The 12733-nt window shown below is 72.1% G+C and carries 10 protein-coding genes; 3 read left to right on the forward strand and 7 right to left on the reverse strand.

Annotated features, from left to right (window positions below; all coding sequences use genetic code 11):
* Positions 1 to 131: 131 nt before the first annotated feature.
* On the reverse strand, positions 132 to 1622 hold the full coding sequence (locus AB0I49_RS21135; RefSeq protein WP_363228550.1) for a glycosyltransferase: 1491 nt from the start codon (positions 1620 to 1622) through the stop codon (positions 132 to 134).
* A gap of 128 nt (positions 1623 to 1750) precedes the next feature.
* Positions 1751 to 2614 (reverse strand): phytanoyl-CoA dioxygenase family protein, encoded by an 864-nt coding sequence (locus tag AB0I49_RS21140; RefSeq protein ID WP_363228551.1) that lies wholly within the window; start codon positions 2612 to 2614, stop codon positions 1751 to 1753.
* A gap of 456 nt (positions 2615 to 3070) precedes the next feature.
* Here AB0I49_RS21140 and AB0I49_RS21145 point away from each other — a divergent pair, with 456 nt between their 5' ends.
* Complete coding sequence (locus AB0I49_RS21145; RefSeq protein WP_363228622.1) at positions 3071 to 3811, forward strand: SDR family oxidoreductase; 741 nt, start codon at positions 3071 to 3073, stop codon at positions 3809 to 3811.
* Positions 3812 to 3908: 97 nt separating this feature from the next.
* Here AB0I49_RS21145 and AB0I49_RS21150 read toward each other — a convergent pair whose 3' ends face one another.
* The 5 genes from AB0I49_RS21150 to AB0I49_RS21170 form a co-directional block, all read right to left on the reverse strand.
* Positions 3909 to 6479, reverse strand: coding sequence for an FtsX-like permease family protein (locus tag AB0I49_RS21150; protein ID WP_363228552.1), 2571 nt, complete (start codon positions 6477 to 6479; stop codon positions 3909 to 3911).
* A gap of 153 nt (positions 6480 to 6632) precedes the next feature.
* Positions 6633 to 7469 carry an ABC transporter ATP-binding protein gene (locus tag AB0I49_RS21155; RefSeq protein ID WP_363228553.1) on the reverse strand — a complete coding sequence of 279 codons (837 nt, stop codon included), beginning with the start codon at positions 7467 to 7469 and terminating at the stop codon, positions 6633 to 6635.
* A 295-nt stretch (positions 7470 to 7764) separates the two neighbouring features.
* Positions 7765 to 8442, reverse strand: coding sequence for a response regulator transcription factor (locus AB0I49_RS21160; RefSeq protein WP_363228554.1), 678 nt, complete (start codon positions 8440 to 8442; stop codon positions 7765 to 7767).
* Complete coding sequence (locus AB0I49_RS21165) at positions 8439 to 10067, reverse strand: histidine kinase (RefSeq protein WP_363228555.1); 1629 nt, start codon at positions 10065 to 10067, stop codon at positions 8439 to 8441. Before AB0I49_RS21165 ends, AB0I49_RS21160 begins: the two co-directional genes overlap by 4 nt.
* A 323-nt stretch (positions 10068 to 10390) precedes the next feature.
* Positions 10391 to 11368 (reverse strand): helix-turn-helix domain-containing protein, encoded by a 978-nt coding sequence (locus tag AB0I49_RS21170; RefSeq protein WP_363228556.1) that lies wholly within the window; start codon positions 11366 to 11368, stop codon positions 10391 to 10393.
* Between the two features lie 71 nt (positions 11369 to 11439).
* On the opposite strand from AB0I49_RS21170, the gene AB0I49_RS21175 reads away from it, so the two are divergent.
* Together AB0I49_RS21175 and AB0I49_RS21180 are read left to right on the forward strand one after the other, a co-directional pair.
* Positions 11440 to 12171 carry an HD domain-containing protein gene (locus tag AB0I49_RS21175; protein WP_363228557.1) on the forward strand — a complete coding sequence of 244 codons (732 nt, stop codon included), beginning with the start codon at positions 11440 to 11442 and terminating at the stop codon, positions 12169 to 12171.
* Positions 12172 to 12239: 68 nt separating this feature from the next.
* Positions 12240 to 12662: a RidA family protein gene (locus tag AB0I49_RS21180; protein ID WP_363228558.1), complete on the forward strand. Its 423-nt coding sequence runs from the start codon at positions 12240 to 12242 to the stop codon at positions 12660 to 12662.
* Positions 12663 to 12733: the final 71 nt, after the last annotated feature.

Below are 12733 nucleotides of genomic sequence, written 5' to 3' on the forward strand. Positions count from 1 at the left end.
TTCTCGGTCTTCTCGGTGTGCGGCATCCTTCTCGGTGTGCGGCCCGCCTGGGCGCCGCGTCCTTCGTCCGTGGTTCCGGCCCGGCCGGGCACAGCGGCGGCGTTGGCGAGAGCCGGCGGCGCCGGCGGCCTTCAGCAGGGCAGAGTCCGGGTCAGGACGCGTGCGAAGTCGCGCAGGCCGATGTCGATGAGGAAGTGACGCCGTACGTGCTCGTGACCGTTGCGGCCGAGTTCCGCCGCGTGGGCGGGGTCCGCGAGCAGGCGGTTGACCGCCGCTCCCAGGCCCGCCAGGTCGTGAGGGCCGGTCAGCAGCAGCCCGCTCCGGCCGTGCTCGACCTGCTGCCGCAGACCGCCGACTGGAGAAGCGATCACGGCGCGGCCCTTCCACGCGGCCTCGGACACCGTCAGCCCGAACCCCTCCGCGAGGCTTTTCTGGATCACGAGGGCCGAACAGCGCTGAATGGCGTTGACGGTCAGGGCGTGCTCGCGCGAGTCCGCGACCGGCAACCGCAGTACGCGCACCCGCGCCCGTAACCGCCCCAGACCCGACCGGGCCCGGCGGCACTGCGCGAAGACCTCCCCGGCGTGCGGATCGCCCTCGGTGCTGGGGCCGACGAGCAGCAGATGGGCCCCGAAGGCCGGGTCCACGTGGTCGGCGAAGGCGCGGATCACGCCGGGAACGTCCTTGACCGCGTCCCACCGGCCGACCTGCGTGACCAGCGGCGTACGAGGCGGAAGGGGGCCCACTGCCTCCAGCACGCGGTCGGCCGGGGCGCGCAGCGGGATGTTCTTCGCGGCCAGCGGATTGATCGACGGGCGGACGATGTGCGGGCGGCCTGGCTGCGGCAGCCCACGCGGCAGGGGCGGGGGCTGAGGTTGGGACATGGACAGGGGGAGAGGTAGAGGCAGGGCGCCGGGGTACGAGGCGATGCAGCCGTGCGCGTCCGCGACGTAGCGGTAGAGGAACTCCCAGGCGGGATCGGCCTGTTGCGGAGGCGAAGGCGCGCCGATATGGGCCCGCCACAGTACGGTGAAGCCGGCCTCGCGCAGCTGGGGGATGAGCCCGGCCGCCTGGTGGTCGTGCACCACGGCGATGCCGCCGCGGCCGACCCCGGCGACGAACCGTTCCGCCGCCTCCCGGCACACCCGCTCGTACAGCGGTCGGTCGCGATCGCGATCGCGGTCGCCGTCAGGCTCCGGCTGCGAGCCGTCGGTACGCACCCCGCACAGCCGGTAGTAGAGCGCCTTGGTGAACCGCCGGAACGCCGGAGGAGCGTCCAGGGTCGCCCAGCGCATGGCGATGCCCGCGCCCCGGAAGTAAGGCAGTTCCTCGCGGAGCGTCTCCGCCACGCCGCCGCGGGCCGCACTGTCGCTGATGTGCCAGACCTGGCGCCCGTCGAGCCGCGAACGCAGAGCCTCCAGTTCCCGCTCGGCGGCCGCGACCCGCTCGGCGCCGACGACCGGCGTGAGGCGGGACACCAGCAGGCTCCGCAGCGCCACTTCGGGCAGGCCGCACGGCCCCCGGCCGGCGTGACGGAGGCGCTGCGCGGGCAGCGGCACACACGGCTGGACGGTGGGGGCCGGCGGCCAGATCGCACCGCGGTGCGATCGCGTCTCGGACACTGCCTCCTCGCTTTCGGTGTGGACGACGGACACGCGGAACCTGTTCATCCGGAGCTCGTCCGCGCGGAACCCGCTCCCGCGCGTACGGGCCTGCCTGCGCGCCGGGCGCGACGCACTCCGGGCCCCCGCTACAGCGCCCCCTCGGCGAGGAGTTCGACCGGCTCACGGAGATCGACGTGGCCCAGCGCCCCGCCCTGGCGCTCCACGCCGTCGTGAACGGCGTACCCCAACAGCTCCTGGACGCGCCGGGGGAGTGTCCGGGCAATGGCGGGCGGGGTCGTGAGGAAGTGGTTCTCCTCGGTACGAAGCCACCCGAGGGCATAGCTGACCTGCATACCTCTGCGCCACTGATCCGTCGTGGAATTGGCGCCGCCCGCGTGCAGCGTGGAGCCGAGGTAGATGACCGCGGAACCGGCGCTCATCTCTACGGGCACCAGTTCCGCTTCCGCCGCGGTACGCATACGATCGGGCCGGCGATGGCTGCCGGGGACGACGAGCGTGGCACCGTTCTCAGCGGTGAAGTCGCGCAGCGCGAGGACCGAGGCGACTTGCAACTCCGGGTGGCCGTCCGGCAGATACACGTCCCAGCCCTCGTCGTCGCGGTGCGGCCACTGCCGCTCGGCACCGGGGCCCCGGTCGATCACATGCGCCAGATTGAGCTGGTAGCGGGCGCAGCCGGGCAGCAGGAACGCGTCGCACACGGCGAGCAGCACGGGGTGCGTGACGACCTCGGTGGCGAACACCCGCGAGACGGCGGCCACCCCGGTGAGATGGCGGGTCCGCTCGCCGAAGAACTCCGACAGCGTCGGATTGAGAAACGCCTTCCCATGGTCCGGCGCGGCCCCTTCGAGCAGGGGGTCCAGCTCCGCGTTGAGACGGGCGAGCAGATCCGGCGCGAGCAGCCCCTCGGCCACGACGACGCCGTGCCGTTCGATGGCGTCGATGAGGTCCCGCGGCGAGGCGGACGCGGGGAATCTCGCCAGATCGGCCATGGACGTACCCGCCTTTCCGCCGACGCGGCGTGCGGTGTGTGATGTGCGGAGCAGTGGGCCCGCGGTGCTGGGGGCAGGATTCCCTGGTGCCCGTGGGCGAAAACGGCAAGGTTCAGGCCACGGCGGGGCCGTGTCGTACAGAAAGTCCGCCCGTCCGGACCGCCCTGCCGGGCCCGTCACGACCGCGCCACTCTGCTCGCACCGAACTCGCCTCTCGACACACGCCACTCGATACTCGATACTCGTCTTCCTCCGTCATTTCCCCCGTGCACTGCGCGCTGCTCACGCTGACGTCCACCAGAAAGCGATTGACGCTGCGGTGCCGTTCGTGAAGCATTCCGGGCCGTGACGACGAACACCGATCATAACCAGCCTGCTGACGGACACGAGCACGGACACGGACATGGAGATGGGCAAGGGCAAGGACCCGGGCGAGGCGTCGCGGGCGTCCGCCCGATAGCCCTGATCACCGGCGTCGGCCGCACCATCGGTATCGGCGCGGGCATCGCCCGTCGGCTGGCCGCTTCGGGCTGGGACATCGCCTTCACCTACTGGACCCCGTACGACGACCGTATGAGCTGGGGCCGCGAGCCCGGTGCGACCGAGGCGATCAGCCGCTCCCTGGCCGAGCACGGCGCGTCCACCACCGCGATCGAGGCGGATCTCGCCGACCCGGACACCCCGGCACGCGTCTTCGACGAGGTCGAGCAGCGGATGGGCGGCGTCACCGCGCTGGTGATGAGCCACTGCGAGTCCGTCGACTCCGGGCTGCTCGACACCACCGTCGAGAGCTTCGACCGGCACTTCGCCGTCAACGCGCGCGCCACCTGGCTGCTCATCCGTGAGTTCGGACGCCGCTTCGCCGCGGAGCGGGGGACCGGCCGGATCATCAGCCTCACCAGCGATCACACCGTCGGCAACCTGCCCTACGGGGCGAGCAAAGGTGCCCTGGACCGCATCACCCTGGCCGCCGCCCAAGAACTCGCCCACCTCGGGGTGACCGCCAACGCGATCAATCCCGGACCGGTCGACACCGGCTGGATGCCCGAGGACGTTCGGGAGGCATGCCTCCGCAGCACCCCGCTCGGGCGGCTGGGCACCCCGCAGGACACCGCGCACCTCGTGGACTTCCTGTGCTCCAGGCAGGGGGAGTGGATCAATGGCCAGCTGCTGATGAGCAACGGCGGCATCACGTAAGCGGCCCATGCCCCCTCCCCCCTCCTATCTCCTGCCCCACCGCCTATACCTCCTCCACCGCCTCTATCGCCTCCACCGCCTCTACCTCCTATGTCCTCTACGCCTCCGCGACAGCTTCCAATGGGCTCAGCGCGGCGGCCCGTCGTGCCGGCAGGGCGGCGGCGAGCGCGCCGACGGCGAGGGAGAGCACGACCACGAGGGCGAGGGTGCCCCAGGGGAGGGCGAAGGAGTACTGCGGGATCGCGCCGTTGGCCAGCCCGCTGACCTTCCACGCCCCGAACAGCCCGCTGGCCAGCCCGAGCAGGGTGCCGAAGGCGGTGACGCAGACGGCCTCCAGGCGGATCATGCGGCGGACGCCGGAGCGGTCCATGCCGATGGCGCGCAGGACCCCGATCTCACGGGTACGCTCCGAGACCGACATGGCGAGGGTGTTGACCATGCCGAGCGCGGAGATCAGCACGCCGATGGCGAGCAGCCCGAACACCATGGTCATCAGTTCGCCGGCGACACCGGCCTGCTCCCGGACGAGCTGGGCACGGCTCTGGACCTTCAGCAGCGGGCTGCCTCCCACGGCCGCGCGCAGGCGCCTCTCCAGGTCCTTGGAGACCACGCCGTCGGCGGTGCGGACCAGGACGCGCTGTACGGAGTCGCGCAGGTAGCCGTGTTTCTGCACGTCTGCGCGGTAGCCGAGGACGTCCTCGGCGGTGGGGTTGTCCTGGTAGACGCCGACGACGGTGTAGGTCTCGTCGCGGTCGACGGTTCCGGGGCCGATGCTCGCCTTGATCTGCTGGCCGGTGGTGACGTGGTGGTCGCGGGCGAAGCCGCGGGAGACGGCGAGCTTGCCGGGGCCGAGGTCCTTGGCGGAACCGCTCAGGTAGTGGAGCCCCATCACGTCGTCCACGGTCTTCGGGTCGACCCCGGAGACGCTCTTGACGAGGGGCCCGGCGGCGATGGTGGAGTCGGCCACGGCGGAGGCGGTCCGCACGCCGGGCACGTCGGCGATCCGCCGGACGGCGGCGGAGTCGACGGCGGTGGTGGTGGAGCGGGTGCTGATGACGTAGTCCGCGCTCAGTCCGGCGGCGGCCTGGGCGTCCAGGGCCTCGCTCGTGGACCGGTGCACGACGGCGAGGCCGGAGACCAGCGCCGTACTGATCATCAGGGCGACGGCGGTGGCGGCGGTACGGCGCGGATCGCGCAGGGCGTTCTCGCGGGCGAGATCGCCCACGGCGCCGAAGCGGGTGAGGAGCCGGCCGAAGACGCGGATCACCGGGCCCGCGAGCAGCGGGGCCAGCACGATCAGACCGGCCACGAGGATGCCGCAACCGAACATCGCCGTCTGGAGGTTGGCGTCCGTAGCGCTCGTCGCGTCGCTCAGCGAGAACAGCAGCCCCGCGCCCAGGACGGCCAGGACCAGGCCGACCGCGCCGCGTACGCGGGAGACCACGGCGGACGGCGGTTGTTCGGCCGTACGCATCGCCTCGACGGGCGCGATCCGCGCCGCACGGCGCGACGGCAGCCAGGCGGCGAGCACGGTGACGCCGACGCCCACGGCGAGCGAGGCGAGAACCGCGGTCGGGCCGATCACCAACGGCCCGCTGGGCAGCGGCTCGCCGGACGTCTCCAGTACGTCCGGCAGCACCGAGGCCACGCCCAGGCCCAGTACGAACCCGAGTACGGACGCGGCGAGTCCGACCAGGGCCGCCTCGGCGAGGACCGAGCGGACCACCTGGCGGCGGGTGGCGCCGATCGCCCGTAGCAATGCGATCTCGCGGCTGCGGCGCGCCACGAGCATGGTGAAGGTATTGAGGATGAGGAACGTGCCGATGAACAGCGAGACGGCGGCGAAGAGCATCGGAAGGCGTTCGTAGCTCTTGGTCTTGGTCCCGATGAAGAGGGACTGCTGGTCGGCCAGGGCGGCAGCGGTGGTGGCCTCGGCGCGGCCGGCCGGCAGCACGGCGGCGACCCGTTCGGACAGCTGGGACTGGTCGGTGCCCGGCGCGGCGGTCAGGTCCATCCCGCTGTAACGCCCTGGCGCGGTGAACAGCCTCTGGGCGGTGGCCTTGTCGAACAACGCCAGGGTGGCGCCCCCGGAGTTCACCCGGTCGTCCTTGGTGGACACCAGGCCCACCAGGCGCGGCTTGAGGACCGGCCCGTCACTGGCGAGCGTGACGGTGTCGCCGAGGGAGTAGCCGCCGGCCGCCGCGGTCCCGCGGTCCAGCGCGACCTCGCCGCCGTCGCGCGGCGCGCGGCCCGCTGCCAGCGGGTAGTCGCTGTCCTGGCCGTCGGGCCCCGGTACGTAGGCGGCGCCGGTCCCGCCCGCCGGGCTGCCGCCGTGCATCGGCGTGCCGTCCTTGGCGGCCAGGGTGGCCGAACCGCCCACCTTCGGGCGGACGGAGGCGACGCCGGGAACGGCGGCCAGCTTCCGCGCCAGGGCGTCGTCCAGAGCCCCGTACTCCTCGCCGACGGCGTCCCCCGGACGGGATTTCGGGCTCACGATCACGGCGAGGTCCGCGTAGTTCTTGGACATGGCGGCGCGATAGGCGGCGGTGGTGGAGTCGGCGAAGACCAGGGAGCCGGAGATGAACGCGACACCGAGGCAGACCGCGAGGACGGTCATGATCAGACGGGCCTTGTGCGCGAGAACGTTGCGCAGGGCTGTTCGCAGCATGGTGGGTGGGCTTTCGATGTATGGGGGAGACGCGCGGGAAGGCGTACGAGGAGTCGTACGAGGAGTCGTACGAGGAGTCGTACGGGGAGTCGTACGGGGAGTCGTACGGGGAAGTCGTACGCGGAGGGAAACGGGTAGCCGTCAGCCGTACGGTCAGCGAGCGCGGTGGCCCTGGGCCTCGAACGCGAGCATCCGGTCGAGCACGGCATCGGCGGTCGGCTCGTGCAGCTCGTCCACCAGCCGCCCGTCGGCGAGGAAGACCACGCGGTCGGCGTGCGCGGCGGCGACCGGGTCGTGGGTCACTATCACCACCGTCTGGCCCAGTTCCCGCACCGAATCGCCCAGGAAGCCCAGCAACTCCGCGCCGGAACGGGAGTCGAGGTTGCCGGTCGGCTCGTCGGCGAACACGATCTCCGGACGGGACACCAGCGCGCGGGCGACGGCGACGCGCTGCTGCTGGCCGCCGGAGAGCTGGGCCGGGCGGTGCGCGAGGCGTCCGGCGAGCCCCACGGTGGCGACAACGGTGTCCAGCCAGGCGGCGTCGGGCCGCCGGCCGGCGAGGCGCAGCGGGAGCGTCATGTTCTCCAGCGCGGTCAGGGTGGGCAGCAGATTGAAGCCCTGGAATACGAAGCCGACCTTCTCCCGCCGCAGCTCGGTCAGTTGACGGTCATTCAGCGAGGCCAGTTCCACGTCGCCGATCCGGGCCGAACCCGAGGTCGCCGGGTCGAGGCCCGCCATGCAGTGCATCAGCGTCGATTTGCCGGACCCGGACGGCCCCATGACCGCGGTGAACCGGGCCCGCGCGAACTCCAAGGACACCGAGTCCAACGCGGTGACCTGGGTTTCGCCCTTCCCGTACGTCTTGGTCAGGCTGGTGGCACGGGCGGCGGCCGACCCGGCGTCGGTAGAGCCGGGAGGGCCGGGAGTGCCTTGCGAGTCGGGGGTGCCGTGAGAACCGGGAGTTCCGCGGGAAACGAACATCTGCGACATGAGGACTCCGCCTGGGGGCCTGGGGAACGGCGGCCCGCGACTGACGCGCGGGCTGGGGGACGTACCCAGCATCACGTCTCTCACCTGCGTAAACGTCGTCCCGTAGGCGGTAGTTGGGCTCTGTCGAAGAGGAGAGTACGAGCCGCCCGCCCCTGCCTTTCGGCAGACCTCCGCCGACCCGTTCTCTGCCGTTGGTCGGGCCCTCAGCACTGCCGAAAGGGCGCTATCCGAACGCGCCTCTCACGCGATCGCACGGTCAAAACGGTCACGCCGCATAGTGCCGAATGGTCAGAGGTCAGGGACACAACCCGGCGCGGTGTGCGAGGAGGGCCGCCTGCACCCGGCTCGTCGATCCGGTCTTCTCCAGGATCGCGCCCACGTGCGTCTTCACCGTGCCGATGCCGATGGCCAGCCGTTCCGCGACGTCCTGGTTGGACAGCCCCTCGCCGAGCATCGCCAGCACCTCCCGCTCGCGCCCGGTGAGCCGCGCGATCCGTTCGTCCCGCGCGGCCGGGTCGTCGGCGCGCGACGCGCCGCCGCGCAGCATCCGGGCGATCACCGACCCGGTGACCCCGGGCGACAGCACCGCGTCACCGGCCGCCGCGGCGCGGACCGCGCTGATCAGCTCCTGCGGCCCCTCGTCCTTGAGCAGGAACCCCGAGGCGCCGTCCCGCAGCGCCCGGAGTACGTTCTCCTCGTCGCCGAAGGTCGTCAGCATCACCACGCGCGGCGCGGGATCGAGCGCGAGCAGCGGCCGGATCGCGGCCAGCCCGTCACGGCCGGGCATACGAATGTCCACCAGCGCCACATCCGGGCGGTGCGCGGCGGCCTCCTCGACCGCCCGGCGCCCGTCGGCGGCCTCGGCGACCACGTCGATGCCGTCGGCGTGCCGCAGGATCAGCCGCACCCCGTGCCGGATCATCGCCTCGTCGTCGGCGAGCAGGACACGGATCGGCCGTACGGGCTCGGTCACGGGGTCTCCCAGGGTGCGGTGTCCCGTACGGACGGGACGGTGAAACGGTCGATGGAGATGAGACGTCGCGAGACGTCGAAGCAGTACCGGGTGACGGCGAACTCGCCCGGCCGGGGGTCACGGCCGGCGGGCGGGTAGACGCAGCCCGCCGTACCGCTGGGGCGCGGCGGTTCGTGCCCAGTGGCCGCGGCGCGTTCGGCCGCGCTGTCGTAGACCCCCTTCAGCTCCTGGTACGACATACCGAGGCGCGGTCTCTGAGGCGGGGCCAGGTGCCTCGGCTGGCCGTACACCAAGGCGATCGCCAGCGCCATCAGCACCCACAGCGCCACCGCCCCGAGGCCGAACGTCAGCACCCTGGCGGTGCGCGGCCCGCGCGACAGCGCCGCCGCGTCGTCCGCCGCGGTCGGTGTGACAGCTTCCGCGCCGTCTCCGGACCGTCTCCACGCGACGTCGTCGTCCGGTTCCGTGGGTACGGTCGCGAGCACCTGGAACCCGCCGGACGCCAGCGGGCCGGCCTCGAAGGCGCCGCCGAGCAGCTCGACCCGCTCGCGCAGGCCCGTCAGCCCTCGCCCCGTGCCGGATGCGGAAGACTTCCGGGCTTCGGATGACGTCCAGGTTTCGGGCGGCGTGCCGTCCGCAGCGGGGGACGGGCCATTGCGGACCGTCACCCGCACCGCCCGGTCGTCGGCCGGTTCGTCCTGCCCGACCGGTTCAACCCGCTCGCCCCGCTCGACCCGTACGGTGACGTGGGCGGCAGTCGCGTACCGGTGCACGTTCGTCAAAGCCTCCCGCACCACCCGGTGCACCGCGCGGCGGACCCGCGCCGGGCACGCGTCGAGATCGGGGCCGCTCCATTCCAGCCGTACGGAGATCCCGCCGTCGCGGGACTCCGCGACGAGCGCCTCGATGTCGGCCCGGGTTCCGGTGGCGTCGGTGAGCGCGTCCCGGCCGGCGTCCCGCCCGAGCGGCCCGAGCACCCCGAGCGCCTGCCGCAGTTCGCGCATCGCGTCACGTGTGGTCCGCCGGACGACCACGGCCTCCTCGCGCAGCTCCGGTGCGGCCCGGTCGAGGGCGAGTTCCAAGCCTCCGGCGTGCAGCGAGATGAGGCTGAGCCGGTGGCCCACCAGGTCGTGCATCTCGGCGGCGATCCGGGACCGTTCATGGGTGCGGGCCTCGCTGTCCGCGGACCGGCGGGCCCGCTCGGCCGCGTCGCCGCGTTCGCGCAGCGCCCGCAGCAAACGGGTCTGCTGCCCGTACACCGTCCCGATCAGACCGGGCACGACCACGGCGGTCACCGCCAGCACCACTCCGAGTTCGAGTCCGTAGACGGCCGAACCGGGGCCGTGCGAGGGCCCGGTCGCGATCCCGGCCGCCATGACCAGCAGGCTCGCGCCGCCCAGCAGCCGGACCCGGTGGCGCGGCCGTACCGTGCCGAGCGCCGCCGCGTACGCGGCGCCCGCCGTCACCGGGCCGACGACGGGCGCCGCCCCGGCGAGGACCGCCAGCACCAGGAGCACGGCCTCGGGTCGGCGCCGCCGCCACGGGAAGGCCACCGTGGCGACCGCGACCATCGACAGCTGGAATACGGCGTGCGGCAGATGCCACAACCGCTCGGCGACCGCCAACAGACACAGCGCGGCGAGCGCTGCTCCGGCCGTCCCCGCGACGGCCCGTCCAGCGCTTCCCGAATACGCCGGAGCGTCCGGCCCTGGGCGACGTACGGAACGGCGAAAACGGCTGATGAGGGGCACGTCGTCCAGTATCGATCGCCGCGGGCGCGCGGGCGTGCACCTCAGGACCGATCCGGAACTCTGCCTTTCGGCAGAGCCCGGCGGAGGGGGGAAGGGGAACAGGCGCCTGCGACCGCCCTCGTCGACCGCACCGCCGGCGGGCGGCGCGTTCAGCCCGAGGGAGGGCCTGCCGGACGCAGACCTTCCGAGTGCCGGCCTTACGAACGCAGGTCTTCTGGCGAACGGGCCGGGGTGCGCGGCGCCGAGCGTCCGAAGGTGCGGCGGTAGGCGGTGGGGGTGGTGTCGAGGGCGCGGCGGAAGTGCAGGCGCAGGTTGGCGGCGGTGCCGAGGCCGCAGTCGCGTGCCACCCGGTCGATCGGGTGGTCCGTGGATTCCAGCAGTTCCCGTGCCTTGCCGAGGCGGGCGTTGAGCAGCCACTGCAACGGAGTCGTGCCCGTCTCCTCGGTGAACCGGCGCATGAAGGTGCGCTGCGACAGGCCGGCGTGCCGGGCGAGCACGCGCAGGGTGAGAGGCTCGGCGAGCCGGTGCAGGGCCCACCCCCGGGTGTCGGAGAGCGATGCCTGACCGGCGACCGGGACCGGAGCCGGTACGTACTGGGCCTGCCCGCCGTCGCGGTGCGGGGCGGCGACCAGGCCGCGCGCGATCTGGTTGGCCTCCGCCGCGCCCAGGTCGCGGCGCACGATGTGCAGGCACAGGTCGATGCCGCAGCACACCCCGGCCGAGGTGAGCACGTCGCCCTCGTCGACGTAGAGCACGTCGCGATCGACCGTGACAGCCGGGAAGTCCCGTTCGAGGTCGTCGATGTGCCTCCAGTGGGTCGTGGCGTGCAGCCCGTCCAGCACGCCTGCCGCGGCCAACGCGAAGGCTCCCGTGCAGATGGATACCACACGGCGGCCCCGGTCACGGGCCTCGGCCAGCGCGCCGAGCACGGCTTCCGGCGGCCGGAGGAGCGGCTCGTATCCCGGCACGATCACGGTGTCGGCGGCGCGCACCTGGTCCATGCCCCCGTCGGCGACCAGGGCGAATCCCGCGGTGGTGGCCACCTTCGTGTCGAGCGCGCACACGGTCATCTCGTAGGGGGTCTCCGGGCGGGCGTTGAAGATCTGCGTAGGGATCGCCAGGTCGAGCGGGGTTACCCCGTCCAGCGCCAGGACTGCGACTCGGTGCACTGTCATGGCAAGATTCTATCGAAGTGAGGGAATTTAGCCTCTCGCCAGGTCAGGGCGGGTACGGCCAGGCTGAAGACATGAGCGAACCGACTCGCGAAGCGACTCCCGACCTGAACCCGACGACCACCGAATCGGCCAGCGAATCGGCCAGCGAACCGGCCACCGACCTGATCGCGTTGCCCGGCACACCGCTCGCCGCCGCCATCGTGGACCTCGTCCAGCCGGTGGAGACGCCATCCGTGTTCAACCACAGCATTCGCACGTACCTGTACGCGCGACTGGCGGCCTCGCGCCTCGCCCTGACCGCCGGCGACGACTACGACGACGACCTTCTGTTCGCCGCGTGTGCGATGCACGACCTCGGCGTGGCGTCGGGCGGCCCGTACCGGCAGCGGTTCGAGGTCGAAGGCGCCGACCGGGCCGCCGCCTTCCTCATCGAGCGCGGGCTGCCCGCGACGGACGCGGATCAGGTATGGCAGGCCATCGCCCTGCACACGTCGCCCGGCATCGCCGAACGCCGCGGCACGCTGTGCGTGCTCGTCCGTGAAGGCCTCGCCCTCGACTTCGGCGGCACGCTCGGCGCCGACCATATCGACGACCTCACCGACGAGCAGGCCGACGTCGTGCACACCGCGTATCCACGGCTGGACATGGTCCGCTCGCTCACCGACGCGATCGTCGCGCAGGCTGCGAAGCACCCCAAGAACGCACTCCGGTACACGATCCCCGGCGAATTCCTCCGCGAACGCGAGACCTTCGGCCGGACCCGGATGGAGCACGCCAGCTGCTCCTCCCGCTGGGGCAACTGACCCCACGACCACGGCGGCAGAGAAATAGCCGACCCAGAAATGTTCGACAGAGAAAAGGAAACACCGCAATGACCATCCACACCGTCGAAATCCCCGAGGACAACGCCGTCTTCGGGAGCACCACCAGCGCCTTCGAGAGCTTCGGCTATTCCGCCGCGGTCCGTGCGCACGGCCTCCTGTTCATCGCGGGGACGATCGGCCGCCGCGCCGACGGAACCATCCCGGAGACCATCGAAGAGCAGAGCGAGATCGCCATTCGGAAGATCGAAGAGATCCTCCGGCTCGAAAACCTCGACTCGTCCGCTCTCGTCGACGTCACCAGCTACCACGTCGACATCCGACAGCACTTGAACGGCTTCGTCGAAACCAAGCAGCGTCTCGTCAAGGCCCCCTACCCGACCTGGACGATCATCGGAGTCAGCGGTCTCGCCAGCCCCGGACTCCTCATCGAGATCCGCGCGACCGCCGCGTATCCCGACGCGTCCCGGTAGCCCAGTAGCCCAGTAGCCCAGTAGTCCCGTAGCCCGCCGCCCGGGCGCGCGCCCGGGGGCCAACCGCATTC

Origin of the sequence: Streptomyces sp. NPDC050617 (assembly GCF_040654795.1) — a bacterium.
Taxonomy (GTDB): domain Bacteria; phylum Actinomycetota; class Actinomycetes; order Streptomycetales; family Streptomycetaceae; genus Streptomyces.